The organism is Azospirillum sp. Marseille-Q6669 (assembly GCF_965111635.1).
In genome coordinates, this window is sequence record NZ_CBCOOP010000001.1 from 1,526,397 (window position 1) to 1,542,500 (window position 16,104).

Consider the following 16,104-nt stretch of genomic DNA (forward strand, 5'->3'; position numbering starts at 1 on the left):
AGCGGGGAGGGTAAGGTGGGGGCAAGACCCAGCGGGCAATCCACCCACCCTGCGAGGGCACTCCACCGTGATCAACGGGGCGTTGGAGACACTATCTCATCCGAAATCGCCGGTCGGTTTCTTATGGGATACGTCCGTGCCACCGTCTCGGCGGGACAGGCAGACCAACTCGGGACATGCCGCCACCGCCCGGCGCCGCACCCCACCATAGGGGACGCGGAACATCCCCCGAATACCTCCAATTTGCGGGAAGGAAAGGGGTAGCTGGGGAGCGGCGGTGGCAGCGCCGCCACCGATCCGGATGATCCGGACGAAGTCACCCACTTTCCTTAATCTCTTCAAACTCACCCAGGGGAATCCATTCTGGATGTAAGGGGTATCGCCGCTGGCCGAGGAGGCCTCTTGTGATTTGTTGATTGACGGCAGCCTTTATCCTAATTCGTGGAGAACAGCGCAACCTTCTGATCTGTCTGCACAGAGGCGGAGAAAGCGCTGATATTTGTGTGTCTTTCTGAACACAGAAAGACTCAAAGAAAAAGCTGATGAGAAACCGTCTTTCGCTGCGGCGCGTTGGGTCAGGCGCGAGACGGATGACATTCCGTTTCACACATAAATGGGACCTGCGATGAGCAAACTCGACCCAGAAGCGGTCATCAATCTGGCCCCGGTGAAGAAGACGGCCATGCCGACGGTGGGACCCGGGCTGCTGTTGGCGCTGTCCGACGGCTTCATGCTCGCCCTGCTCGGCTGGACGCTCATCCAGCTGTTCGGAAGCGACACCCTGACCCCCGAAGCGGACCTGTCGCAGCGCGCCCTGGTCACCGGCCTGATGCTGGTGCCGCTGGTGAAATCGGTTTTCGGAATTTATTCGCTGGGCCGCTTCGACTATCTGGAGCGCACACGCCGCACCTTCCAGGCGGCTCTGCTGTCGGTCGCCGTGCTGGCCGTGCCCTTCATCGTGATGGACGGCTTCCGCTCCTTCTTCGTGGAGGCGCTGTCGGTCGCCCTGATCGGCTTCGCGATCACCTACGCCGCCGACCTGCTGCTGGTGCACGGCCTGATGGCCAGCGCGCTGAACTGGCGCACCCCCGTGGTCATCGTCGGTGCCGGCCCGCAGGGTGCGGCCATCGCCGAGAAGCTGCAGCGCCTGCCCTGGCTCGGGATGCGTCCGGTCTGCTTCTTCGACGATGACGACACGCTGTGGCAGACCCGCGTCGCCAACCTGCCGGTGGTCGGCTCGACCGACCTGCTCGCCAAGTCCCCGGCCTACGCCCAGCAGGCCCAGGCCGCCATCGTCGCCGACATCGGGCGCCACAAGAACGAGCTGACCGCCCTGGTCGAGCGGCTGCCCTTCAAGCAGGTCTACTGCCTGCTGGGCGAGGGCAACGTCAGCGCGGTGGACGCCACCTACCACAACCTGCACGGTTCGCTGGCCCTGCGTGTCTCGGTCCGTCCGCCGACCAGCTACCTGCGCATCCGCCGCGCGCTGGACATCCTGCTCTCGGGCATCCTGCTGGTGGCGGTGGCGCCGCTGATGCTGGGCATCGCCGCGGCGATCCGTCTGGACAGCCCCGGCCCGGTCATGTTCCGCCAGAAGCGCTGGGCCGGCGGCGACAAGACCTTCGACGTGCTGAAGTTCCGCTCGATGCACATCAACGCGGAGGAGCATCTCCAGCGCTTGCTGGAGAACGATCCGAAGATGCGCGAAGAGTACATGACCTACCACAAGCTGACCTACGACCCGCGCATCACCCCGGTCGGCCGCTTCCTGCGCAAGACTTCGCTCGACGAGCTGCCGCAACTGGTGAACATCCTGATGGGCGACATGAGCCTGATCGGCCCGCGCGCCTACATGCCGAAGGAACTGCCGGAGGTCGGCGCCTCCGCGGACGTCATCGGCTCTGTCCGTCCGGGCCTGACCGGCTACTGGCAGGTGTCGGGACGCCACCGCACCACCTTCCAGGAACGCGTCGCCATGGACGTCTTCTACGTCCGCAACTGCGGCCTGCTGTTCGACTTCTACATCCTGTGCAAGACCGCGGTGATCGTCCTCAAGGGCGACGGGTCATGACCCTGCGGCGCCCCATCCAGGCCCCTCTTCCCACCCGGGAGAGGGCTTTCCCTTTCTGGGGTCCATTCCGGACCTGGGCTGCATATGCCCTGCGGGACCCGCAAGATCGGGGTGGGTGGCCCAACCGGAGGTAGCCCCGACGGGGACGGCCTCCTTAGGCCTAATGCCTCCGCCCGGCTACAGGTCCGGGCATCGGGTTGGCATCTTCAGAGAACGATGCGGTGCGCCCGTCATGGGCGTTCACTGCCATAGCAGCCCTTTTCACCGGAACAGCGGCCCCATGAAAGTCCTCGAAGTTCTGGAAAAGAGCATCACCGTCTTCTGCATCGTCTCGTTCGGCGGGTCGGTGCTCCCGGCGCTGCTGACCGGCGGCGGCACGACCGATCCGGACGCGCCGGGCGCGGTGATCTACTTCATGGCCGTCTACGTCATGATCCTGGGCTTGATCGCGCTGCGGCCAGCCTGGCCTTCCGCATCCCGACGGGAAGCCCGGCGGTGTCGCTGATCGTGGCGCTGGCCTTCCTGTCGGCCCTGTGGTCGATCTACCCGGACGTGACGCTGCGCCGCGCGGTGGCCTTCCTGTTCACCACCGCCTTCGCCGTCTATCTCGCCCTGCGCTACACCTTCCCGGAGATCGTCCGGATGCTGGCGACGGGCCTGTCGATCCTGATGGTGCTGTCCTACGCCTCGGTCTTCGCCATGCCGGCGGTCGGGCTCGACCACGAGCAGCATGTCGGCGCCTGGAAGGGCATCTTCTGGCAGAAGAACGTCACGGGCCGCATGATGGTCTGGCTGGTGCTCTGCCTGCTCTGGCTCGACTGGACGCGCGAGGGCAAGCGCTGGGTGGTCCGCCCGCTGCTGCTGATGGCTCTGCTGCTGATCGTGATGAGCCGGTCGGGCACCGGCTTGGTGACCTCGATCCTGGTCGCCGGCCTTCTGCTGTTCAGCGGCTTCGTGCGCGGCGGCATCCGCAGCTTCGCGCCGGCCATGGCCTTCGTCCTGCTGGTCGCGGTGGTCGGCATCACCAGCGGCACGACCTTCTGGCACGACATCCTCTACATGCTGGGCCGCGACCCGACGCTGACCGGGCGCACGGTGCTGTGGGAACACACGCTGATGTCCATCCAGGACCGCTTCCTGCTCGGCTGGGGCTACGGCGCCTACTGGTACGGGGCCTACGGTCCGGGCAGCACCTTCACCCAGGGCTGGGGCATCAACTCCGCCCACAACGGGTGGATGGAGGCATGGCTCGACCTCGGCCTGCCCGGCGTGATCCTGACGGCAATGCTGATGGGCCGCCTGCTCATCCAGGGCTTTGGCGCCATCCGCTACAGCGAGAACCGCGCCGAGCCCGCCTGGATCTTCACCGTCGGCTGCGCCCTGCTGCTGATCTCGGTGTCGGAGAGCGTGTTCCTGGAGCGCCATTCCCTGAACTGGATCGTGCTGGTGATCGCGGTGACCCGTCTCGTGCAGCGCCGCCGCTGGGCGAAGATGCAGGCCCGCATGCAGGACCAGCAGCAGGCGTACAACGCCGGCTTCGCCAGTTCTTCCCCTTACGGAACCTCCTACGGCGGGCCTCCGGCCGCCGGCTGGAGCGGTCCGGCCAGGCCCGGCTGACGGAAGGAGGCCCCCTCATGTTCCGCCCCCGAAATTTCCGTCGCGACAGAAGGTAATGTCATGACGTCCCCACACGAGATGGTCACCGTCGTCATCCCCACCCGCAACCGGCCGGACATGGTCGCGCGGGCCGTGGAGAGCGCCCTGGCCCAGACCTACGCCCCGCTTGAGGTCGTCGTCGTGATCGACGGGCCCGACCCCGCCACCGAGGAGCGCCTGAGGGCGTTCGGCGACCCGCGGCTGACCGTGATCGCGTTGGAACAGAACCGCGGCGCCGCCGGCGCCCGCAATCTGGGCGTGGACCGCGCGAAGGGCGCCTGGATCGCCTTCCTCGACGACGACGACGAATGGATGCCGGGCAAGATCGCCCTGCAGATGGCCGCCCCGCCCGCCCGGCGTGCGCTATCCGATCATGAGCTGCCGCTGCAAGGTGGTGACAGCCCGCGGCGACTTCGAATGGCCGCGGCGCCTGTGCACCCCGCGGGACCGGATTGGCGACTATCTGTTCGTCCGCCACGGGCTGTTCAAGGGCGAGACCTTCGCCCCCACCACCACCCTGCTGGCTCCGAAGGCGCTGCTCCAGCGCCAGCCGATTCCGAAATCGGCCTTCGACGACTGGGAGTGGCTGATCTCCTGCGGGCAGATCGAAGGCTGCGCCCTGGTGACCGTGCCGGAGGTGTTGGCGATCCACTACACCGATCCGACCGCATCACCCTGTCGACCTGCCACAACATCGACATGGCCCTGAACTGGGCGGAGTCGGTGCGGCCCCGGCTGTCGCCCCGCGCCTACGCCAGCCTGCTGCTCCAGGCCACCGGCGGGGAGCAGGCGGCACGCACCCCGGCGGTGCGCAAGCGCATCCTGAAATCGGCGCTGCGCGACGGCGCGCCGACCCCGATGGCGCTGACCACCTTCCTGATGCATTCGCTGATGCCGGTCGGGCTGCGGCGCCGGCTGCGTCAGGCCATCTTCTCGGCTCCCGGCGCGGCGTGAGGGCAGAATGGGTTTGATCGACAGGGTTTCCGGCGCAAAAAGGCGTCCCGCGCCTGCATTGTCTTCGCCACCCCCGGCGCGCTCGACGGCGGCGGGGGGATCGGGCGGATGACGGGCTACATCGTCGACGCCTTCCAGAACAGCCCCGCCGCCCCGGAAACCGTGGTGCTCGACACCCGCGGCACCGGCAGCGCCCTTCTGTCGCCGGTCTATCTGGCCGGCACGCTGGCGCGGCTGGGCGCCCTGATGCTGCGCCGCCGCCCGTCGGTCGTGCACATCAACGTGTCGGAGAACGCCAGCGTCTGGCGCAAGGCGGTGGTCCAGCTCTTCGCCGGGCTGTTCTCCTGCCCCACGGTCGTGCATCTGCACGGCGCGTCCTTCATGGAGTATTTCGACAAGGGGCCGGTGTCCCGCGCGATCAGCCGCTGGCTGTTCGACCGCTGCGGCATCGCCCTGGTGCTGGGCGAGCTGGCGGAACTTCCTGGTGCAGTCGGTCGGGACGGACCCGCACAAGGTGCGCGTGCTCTACAACGCGGTGCCGGACATCGGCGCCGACCTGCCGGTCCGCGCGGCGCCGCCGGAGGGGGCGATCGTGTCGCTCCTGGTGCTCGCCAACCTGTCGGAGCGCAAGGGCATAGGCACGCTGCTGCGCTCCTGCCGGCTGATGAAGGACCAGGGCTTCCGCTTCCGCGTGACCATCGGCGGCGGCGGCGACGTCGAGGGCTACCGCCGCATGGCGGCGGAGCTGGGCGTGGACGGCGAATGCCGGTTCGAGGGCTGGATCTCCCGCGAGCAGGCGCACGCCCACCTGCGCGACCACGACATGCTGCTTCTGCCCTCGACCCACGAGGGGTTGCCCATGGTGATCCTGGAGGCGCTGTCCACCGGCATGCCCGTCGTCACCACCCCGGTCGGCTCGATCCCGGAGGTGCTGACCGACGGGGAGACGGCGCGCATCGTCCCGGTCAACGATCCGGAGGCGCTGGCCCACGCGGTCCGCGACCTCGCCACCCGGCCGGCGCTCTACGCGCGCCTGTCGGCGGAGGGGCGTCGGCTGTTCCTGGAGAAATTCGTCATCGAGTCCTATGGCCGCAGCCTTCAGGACATCTATGCGGAGCTGAACCGCCCCGACGCCGTTCGGCGCCCCTCGCTGGGGGCACTGCCCGACGCTGCGGCGGCCAAGCCATCGCTGACCCGCGCGGGCCGACAGTAAGAACCCATTTTTCCCGCGGGGTCCTTTAATTCCTTCCTCCCTGAAGCTTCGCGAGGGAGCGCGACAGTCAGGAGCGGATATGATCTACATCGTTTCACCCGGCGGCACGCTCGAAAAGGGCGGCATGGGGCAGATCGTCGACAACTTCACGACGGACTTACGGGAGAACCGCCCCGACGTGAAGTTCGAGGTGATCGACAGCTACGGGCCGAACGCGAAATTCCATCTGATGCCCTTCTACTTCGCCGCCGCGCTGCTGCGCCTGTTCGGCTGCTTCGCGACCGGCAAGGCCCAGCTCGTGCACATCCACATGGCCGAGTACGGCAGCGTGCTGCGCAAGGGGCTGATCGTCGCCATGGCCTCGCTGTTCCGGGTGCCGGTCGTTCTGCATCTGCACGGCGGGCGTTTCCCGAAGCATTACGAGGACGCCAAGCCGCTGTCCCGCTGGGCCATCCGCCACATGATGGAGATGACCAGCGAGGTGGTGGTGCTGGGCGAATACTGGCGCAACTGGGTGGTCACCACCTTCCCGGCCGTGCGCCGCGCGACCCTGCTGCACAACGCCGTGCCGGGACCGGAGACGATCCCGGAGCGCGCGGAGGACGGGCCGGTGCGCCTGCTGTTCCTCGGCCGCCTGATCAAGCTGAAGGGCATCGACGTCCTGCTGGACGCCCTGGCGTCGGAGACCTGCCGCAGCCGCTCCTGGCAACTGACCATCGCCGGCGACGGCGACCTGGAGGCCTACCGCGCGCAGGCCAAGGCGCTGGGGTTGGGGAGCGCGTGCGCTTCACCGGCTGGCTCGACCAGACCGGCTGCCGCAAGGAGCTGGTGCAGGCCCATGTGCTGGTCCAGCCCTCCATGTTCGAGGGGCTGCCGATGTCGGTGCTGGAGGCCATGGCCAACGGTCTGACCATCGTCGCCACTCCGGTCGGCAGCGTGGGCGACGCCATCGCCGACGAGGAGACCGGCCTGCTGGTGCCGCCGGGCGACCGGACGGCCCTGGCCGAGGCGCTGGCCCGCGTGATCGACGACGCGGAGTTGCGCCGCCGGCTGGGCGAGGGCGCCCGCCGCCGCTTCGAACGCCAGTTCGACATCGCCGTCTACCGGGAACGCATTGTGGAGATCTACCGCCGCAACGCCCGCGGTTGGATGTCCGAGCCGGCGCCCACGGCATCCATCGGGCCGCGCCGGGCTCGCTCCGGCTGACGACCCCGCCGATCCGGGCCCGGTCCGAACCGGGCCCGTCCTGCCTTTCAACCGGTCCGCAACCGCCTTGCCAGCCGTGAACAAAGGACCGGACACACAGCAGAGGTCCAATCCCCATGAAGCAAGCCATCGCGGCCGGATCGTGCGCTGGACGGGAGTCGGTGCCCTGTTCCGAAATCTGTTCGCGCGCCGGAACGTGACCATCGTCGTGTATCACGATCCGGACCCGGAGGTGATGCGCGCGCACCTCGCCTGGTACGCCGAACGCTACAGCTTCACCACGCTGGACGCGGTGGCAGACGCGCTGGAGAGCGGGCGGTGGGGCGACCTGCCGCCCTATCCGCTTGTCGTCACCTTCGACGACGGCCACCGCAACAACGCCCGCCTGGAACCCCTGTTCAAGGAATTCGGGGTGCGTCCAACCATCTACCTGTGCAGCCGCGTGGTCGGCACCGCCCGCCCCTATTGGTGGAAGACCGCCGCCGCCGGGCGAATCGGCACCGAGACGCTGAAGCGCCTCCCCGACCCCGAGCGCCGCCGCCGGCTCGCCGAGGCCGGTGACGATCCCGACCTGGAAGGCGCCGACCCCCAGTCGCTGACCTGGGACGAGGTCCGGCATCTGGCCGCCGTCACCGATTACGGTGCCCACACCCGCACCCACCCGATCCTCCTGCAATGCGACGACCAGCGCTGCGCTGAGGAGATCGCGCTGTGCAAGACCGAGCTGGAGGAGGCCACCGGCCTGCCCTGCCGCCATTTCGCCTTCCCCAACGGCGATTTCAGCGACCGCGAGGTGGCGATCATCCGGCAGGCCGGTTACCGCACCGCGCGCACCATCGATCCGGGCTGGAACGGCCCGAAGGCCGATCCGCTGCGGCTGCACGCCGTGCCCATTTCCGATGACGCCGCGGTGGACTGGCTGTCGGTCCAGGTGACCGGCATTCCCGCTTGGCTGCGCAAGCGCAAAGGCGACGGCGTCACGCCGGCCCCGGCTCCGACGCACGGCGATCCGCTGCCGGCGGCGTGATCCTCGCTTTATGACAAGCGCTTCCGATGTCCCCTCTCCCCTCTGGGGAGAGGGGTTAGGGTGAGGGGTTGCGCTCTTGCCGGACTTGACGCCACGGGCACCCCCTCACCCGGCCCTTCGGGCCACCCTCTCCCCGGAGGGGCGAGGGAAAGCACGCCCGCCCCTCAGCAACCATGACGAGAGCGATAGGCCTGCCTACGCCGCAAGTCAGAGAGGGCTCTCCAAGAGTACGAGAAGGTATTCCCTGCTCAATTGCAATGACCCTGAGTGGTTAGCCACTGTCTTCACCGTCCGATCGTCCTTTGCACTCTCGAAAACACCGCATTCGAATGCAATAAAGAATGACGTACTCGGCGGCGTTGCCGAAGCCTCTCCGCAAAGAACGGGAAATGCCTTTCCCAATCCCACGCAACGAGGCGGTAACACCGAAAGGAACGGAACGGCCCCTTTGGAGTAACTCCCAACGAGGTCGACCACCGTCCCGAACTGCCGGCCAAGGATCGACGATCAAACCCACAGGAGTTGCCAGCGACATGCGGACCGCCATCACCACCGAGACGACGACCCTGAGCGCACCCGCCACCCAGGAAATCCGCGCCTTCATCGTGGAGAACTTCCTGCTCGGCAGCGACTCCGGCTTCGACAACGCCGAATCCCTGCTGGAGACCGGCATCATCGACTCCACCGGCATCATGCACGTCGTGGCCTTCCTGGAAGAGCACTTCGGCATCATCGTCGAGGACGAGGACATGGTGGCCGACAACCTCGAGTCGGTCAGCCGCATCGCCGCCTACGTCGAGCGCAAGCGGACCCTGAAGGACGCGGCCTGATCCGTCCGCCAGGACGGAACGGACCATCGGGACAGTCACCGAAGCCAGGCAAGGGAACAGCGTCATGGCGCACCTGCTTCATCAGTTCCTCAGCGAAACCGCCGCAAGGCGGCCTCACCACACCGCGTTGATCGCGGGGAGAACGCCGTCACCTTCGCCGAGCTGGACCGCCAGAGCGACGCCGTCGCCTGCGCGCTCCAGTCCGCCGGGGTGGTGCGCGGCGACCGTGTGGCGGTCATGCTGGAGAACTCGATCGAGTATGTCGCGGGCCTGTTCGGCGCGCTGAAGGCCGGGGCCGTCTACGTCCCCGTCAACCCGTCCACCAAGGCGGACAAGCTGGCCTACATCCTGACCGACGCCGGCGTGCGGGCGCTCATCGCGCCCTCCGCGCTCGCCCGGCAGGTTGTGCCGGCGGCTGGCGAGGCACCTCACCTCGCCACCACGCTGTGGGTTGGGCCCGCCGTGCCGGCCGGGGCCGGCGGGCTCTCCTTCACGGACATCGTGGCCACCCACCCGGACCCCCAGTCCGGTGGCGCCAAGCCGCAGAACCGCGGCCTGATCGACCAGGATCTGGCCGCCATCCTCTACACCTCGGGAACCACCGGGCGGCCCAAGGGCGTGATGCTCAGCCACGCCGCGCTGGTGAACACCACCTGGTCGATCTCCACCTATCTGGAGAACACGCCCGACGACGTCGTGATGTGCGTCCTGCCGCTGACCTTCGGGTACGGCCTGTCGCAGATCCTGACCGGGGCGCGGGTCGGCTTCACGGTGGTTCTGGAACGCTCCTTCGCCTTCCCCGCGGAAACGCTGGCGCGCATGGTGAAGCACCGCATCACCGGCCTGCCCGGCGTGCCGACCTTCTTCTCCACCCTTCTCGGGATGGAGGCGCTGAAGACCGCCGACCTCTCCTCGCTGCGCTACCTGACCAACGCGGCGGCCCCCCTGCCAATCGCCCACATCGACCGCCTGCGCGAGCGCTTCCCGGATGCCGCCTTCTACTCGATGTACGGCATGACGGAATGCTGCACCCGCATCTGCTACCTCGACCCGCGGACCTCGGCACCAAGACCGCCTCGGTGGGCCGGGCCATCCCCAACTGCGAAGCCTATGTGGTGGACGAGCTGGGCAACCGCGCCGCCCCAGGCGAGGTCGGCGAGCTGGTGGTCCGCGGCGCCAACCTGATGCGCGGCTACTGGAACCGCCCGGAGGAAACCGCCAAGCGCCTGCGCAGCGGGCCGCAGGGCGAGACCCTGCTCTTCACCGGCGACCTCTTCACCATGGACGCCGACGGTTGCCTCTACTTCGTCAGCCGCAAGGACGACGTGTTCAAGTGCCGCGGCGAGAAGGTCAGCCCCAAGGAGGTCGAGAACGCCCTCTACGAGCTGGAAGCCGTGGTCGAGGCCGCCGTCCTCGGCGTGCCCGACTCCGCCGACGGCATGGCGGTGAAGGCCTATCTGGTCGTCCGTCCCGGCGCCACCCTGACCGAGATGGCGATCCGCCAGCACTGCCGGGGCCGTCTGGAAAGCCATCTGGTGCCCAAATTCATCGAGATCCGCGACGAGTTGCCGAAGACCGAGTCCGGCAAGATCAAGCGCGCGATGCTCGCCGAAACCGCCTGACCCTTTTCCGCCGATCCCTTTCCCGCCGGATCAAGACACACAGGAGAGCGTGCGATGTGTGGTGTCGCCGGAGTTCTCGCCGGGCCGCGTGCCGAGCCCGCCGGACTCGACGAACTGAAGCGCATGATCGCCATGATCGGGCACCGCGGCCCGGACGGCTACGGCTTCTACCGCGACGGGCGGATCGGGCTCGCCCATGCGCGCCTCAGCATCGTCGGCTTGGCCGGCGGCTTCCAGCCGATCCACAACGAGGAGCGGACGCTGTGGATCACCTTCAACGGCGAGATCTTCAACCACGTCGAGCTGCGGCGTGACCTGGAGGCGCGCGGGCACCGCTTCTACACCCGCACCGACACCGAGGTGATCGTCCATGCCTTCGAGGAATACGGCCCCGCCGCCTGGGCCAAGCTGAACGGCCAGTTCGCCATCGGCCTGTGGGACGCGGTGAAGCGCGAGCTGTGGCTGGTCCGCGACCGGCTGGGCATCCTGCCGCTGTTCTACGCCCGCAGCGGCGACCATCTCGCCTTCGCGTCGGAGGCCAAGGCCCTGTTCGGTGGCGGGCGGATCGAGCCGCGCTTCGACGCCGCCCGCCTCGCCCAGGTCTTCACCCACTGGAGCGTCGCCCCCAGGGCAGCGTCTTCGCCGGGGTGCAGAGCGTGCCGCCGGCCACCGCCATCCGCATCGACGCCGACCTGCGCCTGCATGAGGCCCGCTACTGGGAGCCGGACATGGCCGGCGATCCCGCCCTGTCCGGCATCTCGCTGGACGAGGCGGCGGACCGGCTGGAGGAGAAGCTGCTCGACGCCATCCGCCTGCGGCTGCGCGCCGACGTGCCGGTGGGCGTCTACATCAGCGGCGGGCTGGACAGCTCGGTGATCGCGGCGCTGGCCCGCAAGCTCGACACCACGCAGATGCACAGCTTTGGCGTGCGCTTCGCCGACAACGCCTTCGACGAGACGCCGCAGCAGCGGCTGGTCGCCGGCCATGTCGGGACGGAGCATCACGACATTCTCTGCACGGCGGAGGACATCCAGGCCGCCCTGCCCGACGTGATCTGGCACGGCGATCGCCGCTGGTCCGCACCGCCCCGGCGCCGCTCTTCCTGCTCTCCCGCCTCGTCCGCGACAGCGGCATCCGCGTCGTGCTGTCCGGCGAGGGCGCCGACGAGTGGCTGGCCGGCTACGACATCTTCAAGGAGGACAAGGTCCGCCGCTTCTGGGCGCGGCAGCCGCACTCCACGGCGCGCCCGAAGCTGCTCAGCCGCATCCATCCCTACGCTGCCACCAGCGGCCAGAAGGACAGCCCGCTCTGGCAGGCCTTCTGGAAGCGCGGCATGACGGAAACGGACGATCCCTTCTACGCCCACCGCATCCGCTGGCAGAACACCGCCTGGACCCAGCGCCTGCTGGCCCCGGATGTGCGTTCCACCGCCAACGCGCAGGCCTTCGACGAGGTCGTCGCCGCCCATCTGCCCGCCGGCTGGTCGCGCTGGAGCCCGCTCGCCCGCACCCAGTGGACGGAGATTGCCGCCTTCATGTCGCCCTACCTGCTGACCAGCCAGGGCGACCGGGTGGCGATGGCCAACAGCATCGAGGTCCGCTATCCCTTCCTCGACCCGGAGGTGGACGACCTCTGCGCCGCCCTGCCCGACCGGGTCAAGATGCTGGGGCTGCGCGACAAGCTGGCGCTGCGCCGCGTCGCCTCGCGCCTGCTGCCGGCGGAGATCTTCCACCGCCCGAAGCGCCCCTACCGCGCCCCGATGACCACCGCCCTCTTCGGCGCCCAGGCCCCGGCCTATGTCCGGGACCTGCTGTCCGAGGAGTCGCTGAACCGCTACGGGCTGGTCGACGCCGCCGGCGTCGCCGCGCTGGCCGCCAAGGCCCACCGCACCGACGGCCGCATGGCCGGCGAGCGCGAGGAGATGGCCCTGGTCGGCGTGCTCACCCTCCAGATGCTCGCCCGGAATGTGCTGGACGAGCTGCCGGGCCGGGCCTCGACGCTCCGCGCCCGCTTGGACGCCGCGCCCATCCACATTCTCGAAGAGCATTTGGACAGCGCCGCTGCCGCCTGACCCGGCGGACCGGCGCGGTCCCCAAGGCACAGTCCTTTTCACAGCCCCTTCTCACAGTCGATGCAACAACGCCAACCGGGAAAACCGACACCATGCTGAACGCCCTGCATCCCTTCGAGCCAACGCCCTCTCGCTCGACTGCGCGGCCGCGGCCCGGGAGATCGAACAGTTCATCCAGCGCACCGTCGCCCACGACCTGAAGCGCCAGGGCATCGTGCTCGGCGTGTCCGGCGGCATCGACAGCTCGGTCTGCGCGGCGTTGGCCGTTCGCGCGCTGGGGCCGGAGCGCGTCCTGGCCATCCTGATGCCGGAGAAGGAATCCTCGCCCGACAGCACCCGCCGGGGCCGGTTGCTCTGCGAGAGCCTGGGCATCGAGCCGATCATGGAGAACCTTACCGCTCCGCTGACCGCGCTCGGCTGCTACGACCGCCGCGACAGCGCCATCCGCCGCCTGTTCCCGGAATACGGTCCGGGCTGGAAGCAGAAGATCGGTCTGGCCGCCGGCCTGCTCGACGCCGACCGCGTCAACTACTTCACCATGACGGTGGAATCGCCGGAGGGCGACCGCCAGACCAGCCGCATGCCGGTGGACGTCTACCTGTCGGTGGTCGCCGCCACCAACCTGAAGCAGCGCGTCCGCAAGACCATGGAATACACCCACGCCGACCGGCTGAACTACGCGGTCCTCGGGACGCCGAACCGGCTGGAGTATGAGCTGGGCTTCTTCGTGCGCGGCGGCGACGGTCTGGCCGACCTCAAGCCGATCGCCCATCTGTTCAAGACCCAGGTCTACCAGATGGCCGCCTATCTTGGCCTGCCCGACGACATCCAGAGCCAGTCGCCGAGCACCGACACCTACACCCTGCCGCAGTCGCAGGAGGAGTTCTACTACGCCATCCCCTACGACAAGCTGGATCTGGCGCTCTGCGCCTACGGCCGCGGCGTGCCGGAGGACGAGGCGGCCCGCGCCCTCAACCTGTCGGTCGATCAGGTCCGCCGCGTCTACAAGGACATCGTCCTGAAGCGCCGCACCTCGGGCCGCATCCTGCGGAACGCTGCGCTGGTGCAGCCGGTCGAGGTGGATGGGAGCGACGCATGACCGCAATGCCCTGGCTTCAGCGGGGTGTGGAACGGTTCATGTCCGAGGATCGCGTCGCGCTGGAGTCCTTCCAGCGCGACCACTTCGGCGCGGACTCCCCGCTGCTGGACGACACCCATTTCAATTGGCTGTTCGAGGAGCCGCCGACCCCCGATCCGGAGGGGATGCAGCTCTGGGTCTGCAAGCGGAACGGGGGGATCGTCGGCCAGCAGGCGGGCATTCCCTTCGCGCTGAAGGTGGGGCAGCGGGTGCGCCGCGCCTCCTGGGCGATCGACCTGATGGTCGCCCCGGAATGGCGGCTGCGCGGCGTCGGGCCGGGCCTGTCGGAGACCCACGCCGCCGCCAGCGAGGTGAGCGTCTCCTTGTCGATGACCGACGCCGCCTACAAATCCTACAAGCGGGCGGGCTGGCTGGATTTGGGAAACATCCCGACCTACCTGCGCGTCATCGATCCGCCGCGCTGCCTGCGCGTCAGCCCTTACGGCGGCGGACTGGCCCGCCTGGTGGCGCGGCTGGGCAAGCCGGCGATGAACGCCGCTTCGCTGGTCGGCCACGCGGCCGCCCGGACCTTCGGCGCCCGGCTGGTCGAGGTCGACCGCTTCGACGAGCGGATGGACGGCCTGTGGGAGGCCGCGGCCCCGCAGCATCTGTGCGCCGCCCGGCGCGACCACGCCTATCTCCAGTGGCGCTTCGACAAGATCCCGAACGCGGCGCGGCACCGCCGCTTCCTCGTCATGCGCCGCGACACGGTGGTGGCCTATGTGGTGCTGCGGGTGGACCGCTGGCGCGGCGAGCGTCGGGGTGGTCTGCGATTATCTGGCCCGTCCGGGCTGGCTGATGCCCGCCTTCGCCCTGCTGGTCGAGCGCGCCCGGCGGGACCGGCTGGCCGCCCTGGTCTGCCGCACGCTGAACGCGCAGGCCGCCCGTCCCCTGTCGATGATGGGCTTCCTCTGCCTGAAGAACGGTCTGCGCCAGCCGACCCGGATGATGGCCCGCCCCGCGGCCGACCGTCCGGAGCTGACCCCGCTGATCGGTGACCCGAAGAACTGGTTCGTCACCGCCGCCGACAGCGACATGGGTTTCAAGGATCTCGGCGAGTAGTCGATTTTGCAAAAACGAAAAGGGTGCCCGCAGCAATGCAGGCGCCCTTTTCGTTCGGGTCGTTCGTAAAGTCGAGAATATGAGGATGCATCTTCTGAGCGCATGAGCGGTTTGCCGCTGCACGCGACGTTCATGAAGGATCAAGCCTTTCGAGCGATTAGTAAGGCTCAGCTTCAGGCGTTGCCGCCCGTCCACATGCCTCCTATCGACGTGATGGTCTGTCACGGCTCTCAAGGGAGTTCTGGTTTTGAGGTGGGTTTCCCGCTTAGATGCTTTCAGCGGTTATCCCGTCCATACTTAGCTACCCGGCCATGCCACTGGCGTGACAACCGGTGCACCAGAGGTATGTCCATCCCGGTCCTCTCGTACTAGGGACAGATCCTCGCAAAACTCCGACACCCACGGCAGATAGGGACCGAACTGTCTCACGACGTTCTAAACCCAGCTCACGTACCACTTTAATCGGCGAACAGCCGAACCCTTGGGACCTGCTCCAGCCCCAGGATGTGATGAGCCGACATCGAGGTGCCAAACGACTCCGTCGATATGGACTCTTAGGAGTCATCAGCCTGTTATCCCCGGCGTACCTTTTATCCGTTGAGCGATGGCCCGTCCACGTGGGACCACCGGATCACTATGGCCGACTTTCGTCTCTGCTCGACTTGTCTGTCTTGCAGTCAGGCGGGCTTATGCCATTGCACTCGTCGAGCGATTTCCGACCGCTCTGAGCCCACCATCGCGCGCCTCCGTTACACTTTGGGAGGCGACCGCCCCAGTCAAACTACCCGCCATGCAGGGTCCCGGCTCCGGATCAACGGAGCGCGGTTAGATGCCAGAGACCTCAAGGGTGGTATTTCAAGGATGGCTCCACCCGAGCTGGCGCCCGGGCTTCCTAGCCTCCCACCTATCCTACACATGAGATCCCTAGCACCACTGCAAAGCTGTAGTAAAGGTGCACGGGGTCTTTCCGTCTGACCGCGGGTACTCCGCATCTTCACGGAGAGTTCAATTTCGCTGAGTTGGTGTTGGAGACAGCGGGGAAGTCGTTACGCCATTCGTGCAGGTCGGAACTTACCCGACAAGGAATTTCGCTACCTTAGGACCGTTATAGTTACGGCCGCCGTTTACCGGGGCTTCAATTCGGAGCGTGAACCCCTCCTCTTAACCTTCCGGCACCGGGCAGGCGTCAGACCCTATACGTCGCCTTGTACGGCTTCGCAGAGCCCTGTGTTTTTAGTAAACAGTCGCCACCCC

The 16,104-nt window shown here is 67.7% G+C and carries 13 protein-coding genes, 1 rRNA gene and 5 pseudogenes (1 of these 19 cut by a window edge); 17 read left to right on the top strand and 2 right to left on the bottom strand.

Annotation, left to right across the window (positions count from 1 at the left end; all coding sequences use genetic code 11):
- Positions 1-625 precede the first annotated feature (625 nt).
- The 6 genes and pseudogenes from ACWPXE_RS06695 to ACWPXE_RS06720 all read left to right on the top strand — a co-directional run bounded on the left by ACWPXE_RS06695 (position 626) and on the right by ACWPXE_RS06720 (position 4,681).
- On the top strand, positions 626-2,071 hold the full coding sequence (locus ACWPXE_RS06695; protein ID WP_454017177.1) for an exopolysaccharide biosynthesis polyprenyl glycosylphosphotransferase: 1,446 nt from the start codon (positions 626-628) through the stop codon (positions 2,069-2,071).
- Positions 2,072-2,351: 280 nt separating this feature from the next.
- On the top strand, positions 2,352-2,576 hold the full coding sequence (locus ACWPXE_RS06700) for a hypothetical protein (RefSeq protein WP_454017178.1): 225 nt from the start codon (positions 2,352-2,354) through the stop codon (positions 2,574-2,576).
- Positions 2,567-3,688 carry an O-antigen ligase family protein gene (locus ACWPXE_RS06705; RefSeq protein ID WP_454017179.1) on the top strand — a complete coding sequence of 374 codons (1,122 nt, stop codon included), beginning with the start codon at positions 2,567-2,569 and terminating at the stop codon, positions 3,686-3,688. The genes ACWPXE_RS06700 and ACWPXE_RS06705 overlap by 10 nt, the downstream gene beginning before the upstream one ends.
- 78 nt (positions 3,689-3,766) lie before the next feature.
- A pseudogene (locus ACWPXE_RS06710) lies at positions 3,767-4,051 on the top strand (glycosyltransferase family 2 protein); the annotation flags it as partial.
- 49 nt (positions 4,052-4,100) lie between these two features.
- A complete protein-coding gene (locus ACWPXE_RS06715) occupies positions 4,101-4,436 on the top strand; it encodes a hypothetical protein (RefSeq protein ID WP_454017930.1) in 336 nt (111 codons plus the stop codon).
- Complete coding sequence (locus ACWPXE_RS06720; protein WP_454017931.1) at positions 4,427-4,681, top strand: hypothetical protein; 255 nt, start codon at positions 4,427-4,429, stop codon at positions 4,679-4,681. Before ACWPXE_RS06715 ends, ACWPXE_RS06720 begins: the two co-directional genes overlap by 10 nt.
- A gap of 209 nt (positions 4,682-4,890) precedes the next feature.
- Here ACWPXE_RS06720 and ACWPXE_RS06725 read toward each other — a convergent pair whose 3' ends face one another.
- Positions 4,891-5,130 (bottom strand): hypothetical protein, encoded by a 240-nt coding sequence (locus tag ACWPXE_RS06725; RefSeq protein ID WP_454017180.1) that lies wholly within the window; start codon positions 5,128-5,130, stop codon positions 4,891-4,893.
- A gap of 35 nt (positions 5,131-5,165) precedes the next feature.
- Between ACWPXE_RS06725 and ACWPXE_RS06730 the strand changes: the two genes are divergently transcribed.
- From ACWPXE_RS06730 to ACWPXE_RS06780, 11 genes and pseudogenes are all read left to right on the top strand, one after another.
- A complete protein-coding gene (locus tag ACWPXE_RS06730) occupies positions 5,166-5,894 on the top strand; it encodes a glycosyltransferase family 4 protein (RefSeq protein WP_454017181.1) in 729 nt (242 codons plus the stop codon).
- A 124-nt stretch (positions 5,895-6,018) separates the two neighbouring features.
- Positions 6,019-6,402: pseudogene (locus tag ACWPXE_RS06735) on the top strand (glycosyltransferase); the annotation flags it as partial.
- Between the two features lie 102 nt (positions 6,403-6,504).
- Positions 6,505-7,100: pseudogene (locus tag ACWPXE_RS06740) on the top strand (glycosyltransferase family 4 protein).
- A 196-nt stretch (positions 7,101-7,296) separates the two neighbouring features.
- Complete coding sequence (locus ACWPXE_RS06745) at positions 7,297-8,127, top strand: polysaccharide deacetylase family protein (RefSeq protein ID WP_454017182.1); 831 nt, start codon at positions 7,297-7,299, stop codon at positions 8,125-8,127.
- A gap of 533 nt (positions 8,128-8,660) precedes the next feature.
- Entirely contained in the window at positions 8,661-8,957 is a 297-nt protein-coding gene (locus ACWPXE_RS06750) for an acyl carrier protein (protein WP_014198153.1), read from the top strand.
- Positions 8,958-9,119: 162 nt separating this feature from the next.
- A pseudogene (locus ACWPXE_RS06755) lies at positions 9,120-10,096 on the top strand (class I adenylate-forming enzyme family protein); the annotation flags it as partial.
- 141 nt (positions 10,097-10,237) lie between these two features.
- A complete protein-coding gene (locus ACWPXE_RS06760; RefSeq protein ID WP_454017908.1) occupies positions 10,238-10,579 on the top strand; it encodes an AMP-binding enzyme in 342 nt (113 codons plus the stop codon).
- Between the two features lie 54 nt (positions 10,580-10,633).
- A complete protein-coding gene (locus ACWPXE_RS06765; protein ID WP_454017183.1) occupies positions 10,634-11,455 on the top strand; it encodes an asparagine synthetase B family protein in 822 nt (273 codons plus the stop codon).
- Positions 11,416-12,650: pseudogene (locus ACWPXE_RS06770) on the top strand (asparagine synthetase B family protein). Before ACWPXE_RS06765 ends, ACWPXE_RS06770 begins: the two are co-directional and overlap by 40 nt.
- The gene (gene nadE / locus ACWPXE_RS06775) at positions 12,544-13,749 is read left to right on the top strand and encodes an NAD(+) synthase (RefSeq protein WP_454017184.1); all 1,206 of its coding nucleotides are present in this window, start codon (positions 12,544-12,546) and stop codon (positions 13,747-13,749) included. The pseudogene ACWPXE_RS06770 and the gene nadE overlap by 107 nt, the downstream one beginning before the upstream one ends.
- Complete coding sequence (locus tag ACWPXE_RS06780; protein ID WP_454017185.1) at positions 13,746-14,786, top strand: GNAT family N-acetyltransferase; 1,041 nt, start codon at positions 13,746-13,748, stop codon at positions 14,784-14,786. Before nadE ends, ACWPXE_RS06780 begins: the two co-directional genes overlap by 4 nt.
- A gap of 200 nt (positions 14,787-14,986) precedes the next feature.
- Here ACWPXE_RS06780 and ACWPXE_RS06785 read toward each other — a convergent pair.
- Positions 14,987-16,104, bottom strand: a 23S ribosomal RNA gene (locus ACWPXE_RS06785); it runs 1,626 nt beyond the window's last position.

What these genes read in the sequence shown, in the direction of transcription:
- ACWPXE_RS06720 (WP_454017931.1), top strand. Translation starts at nt 4,427, where the DNA reads ATGGCCCTGAACTGGGCGGAGTCGGTGCGGCCCCGGCTGTCGCCCCGC.
- ACWPXE_RS06750 (WP_014198153.1), top strand. Translation starts at nt 8,661, where the DNA reads ATGCGGACCGCCATCACCACCGAGACGACGACCCTGAGCGCACCCGCC.
- ACWPXE_RS06700 (WP_454017178.1), top strand. Translation starts at nt 2,352, where the DNA reads ATGAAAGTCCTCGAAGTTCTGGAAAAGAGCATCACCGTCTTCTGCATC.
- ACWPXE_RS06760 (WP_454017908.1), top strand. Translation starts at nt 10,238, where the DNA reads ATGGACGCCGACGGTTGCCTCTACTTCGTCAGCCGCAAGGACGACGTG.
- nadE (WP_454017184.1), top strand. Translation starts at nt 12,544, where the DNA reads ATGTGCTGGACGAGCTGCCGGGCCGGGCCTCGACGCTCCGCGCCCGCT.
- ACWPXE_RS06695 (WP_454017177.1), top strand. Translation starts at nt 626, where the DNA reads ATGAGCAAACTCGACCCAGAAGCGGTCATCAATCTGGCCCCGGTGAAG.
- ACWPXE_RS06765 (WP_454017183.1), top strand. Translation starts at nt 10,634, where the DNA reads ATGTGTGGTGTCGCCGGAGTTCTCGCCGGGCCGCGTGCCGAGCCCGCC.
- ACWPXE_RS06780 (WP_454017185.1), top strand. Translation starts at nt 13,746, where the DNA reads ATGACCGCAATGCCCTGGCTTCAGCGGGGTGTGGAACGGTTCATGTCC.
- ACWPXE_RS06715 (WP_454017930.1), top strand. Translation starts at nt 4,101, where the DNA reads ATGAGCTGCCGCTGCAAGGTGGTGACAGCCCGCGGCGACTTCGAATGG.
- ACWPXE_RS06725 (WP_454017180.1), bottom strand. Translation starts at nt 5,130, where the DNA reads ATGCCGCAGCGGTCGAACAGCCAGCGGCTGATCGCGCGGGACACCGGC.